This is a genomic window from Levilactobacillus enshiensis, from assembly GCF_007115095.1.
GTDB classification, from domain to species: Bacteria; Bacillota; Bacilli; order Lactobacillales; family Lactobacillaceae; genus Levilactobacillus; species Levilactobacillus enshiensis.
In genome coordinates, this window is sequence record NZ_SULH01000032.1 from 1 (window position 1) to 1702 (window position 1702).

General features: G+C 41.9%; 2 protein-coding genes. Both read left to right on the forward strand.

Going from position 1 to position 1702, the window contains the following annotated elements; translation table 11 throughout:
* The first annotated feature begins 70 nt into the window (after positions 1-70).
* Positions 71-754, forward strand: a complete 684-nt coding sequence (locus FAY32_RS14375) for a helix-turn-helix domain-containing protein (RefSeq protein WP_143464127.1) — start codon at positions 71-73, stop codon at positions 752-754.
* Positions 751-1647: an IS3 family transposase gene (locus FAY32_RS14380; RefSeq protein ID WP_143464128.1), complete on the forward strand. Its 897-nt coding sequence runs from the start codon at positions 751-753 to the stop codon at positions 1645-1647. Before FAY32_RS14375 ends, FAY32_RS14380 begins: the two co-directional genes overlap by 4 nt.
* Positions 1648-1702: the final 55 nt, after the last annotated feature.

Below are 1702 nucleotides of genomic sequence, written 5' to 3' on the forward strand. Positions count from 1 at the left end.
TGCTATAGTCCCCTTAAGGTTGACAGATGAAAAACAATAATTCATCTATTAATCTTAAGGGGATTTTATTATGCCTAGAACCAGATTCACACCTGAGGAAAAGGTAGCGATTATCACTGGCTTATCAACGACCGAGTTAACCAAAGCTGCTTATTTGAAATCGTATGGTATTGGCCAACACAGTCTGGAAAGGTGGCAAGAGCTTTATAAGCAAGATGGTATCAAGGGACTGGAAGAACGACACAATTGGACACGCTATAGCTCAGAGATCAAACAACAAGCCGTAATAGCTTATTTAAATCATGAAGGTAGCTTGCATCATATTAGTAAGCGGTTTGGAATAAGAAATGAAAGGCAACTCAGGGACTGGATCAAGAAATTCCAGTATAATGGGACCAATAAAGCATTGACAGCTACTCCGTCAAGAAAGCAGGTCCGCATTATGAGTCGTAAAACTACCTTTGAGGAACGAATTGAAATCGTGGAATACGTCACCGCTGGTAAACACACTTATGTGCAAGCAGCCGAACATTTTAATACGTCATACCAACAAATTCGGTCGTGGGTTCTCAAGTCTAAAGAGAATGGCTACGCCGCCCTTAAGGATGGTCGTGGACGAACGAAATCCATCGAAGAAATGACCGAAGTTGAAAAGCTCCAGTTGGAGAACCGGCAATTAAAAGCTAAGCTCAAAGAACAGGAGGTCCTAGATCTCTTCGTAAAAAAATTCCAAGAACTACAGAACAAGGAGTGAATAGCCAACATAAATTAGCTTACCAAGCCATCCAAGAAGTCAGTTCGCAGGTTCATGGTGCTCAAGCGATCATCTTGCGTCATATAGGTGTTAGCCGCCAAGCATTTAATCAATGGCAACACCACGAGGGCACGCCTTGGCAGATACAAGAAACAATTCTCAAACAAAAGATCCGTCAACATTTCAAAGCGCACCGCCAAAGAATCGGGGCCGGGAAAATGACGCATTATCTTGAACATGATGAAACCATCGATTTTGTCATTTCAGAAAAACGCATAAAACGTTTGATGTCTGTCTTACACTTAAAATGTCAGAGTCGGGTGAAGAAACATCATCGGATCAAGCAAGCAGAACAAGAATTGCGCGATAATATCTTAAATCGGCAATTTGATTTAGCGACTGACGCCAATCAAGTCTGGTTATCAGATTCTACAGAAGTTCGGTATGGAATTAATGGCGAGCATAAAATGCGATTATGTGGTGTTTTAGATCTATATGGCCGCTATTTAGTAGCTTACAAACTAAGTGTTACTGAAACTAGTGAAGCCATGATGGACACCTTTAAACAAGCATTCAAAGATGCCGGAGACGTCCATCCGATGGTCCATACAGACCGAGGTTCAGCATTTACGGCTAACGCATTCAATAATCTAATGACTGAGCATGAAGTTGTCCGTAGTATGTCGCGACCAGGAACACCTTATGATAATGCGCCGATGGAACGTTGGTGGAATGAATTCAAACTTAATTGGCTAGATAGTCATCCGATGCCGAAAACTGAAGCAGAACTCATAACGCTAATTGAAGAAGGAATCCACTACTTCAATTACATCGACCGAACCACACAAAGAAGCGGCTTTACCGCGGTAGAATACCGTGGCAAAGCCGCTTAGACAGGACTCGAAAAATTATATTATTTTACCTGTCAACTTGACAGGGACTAGTACA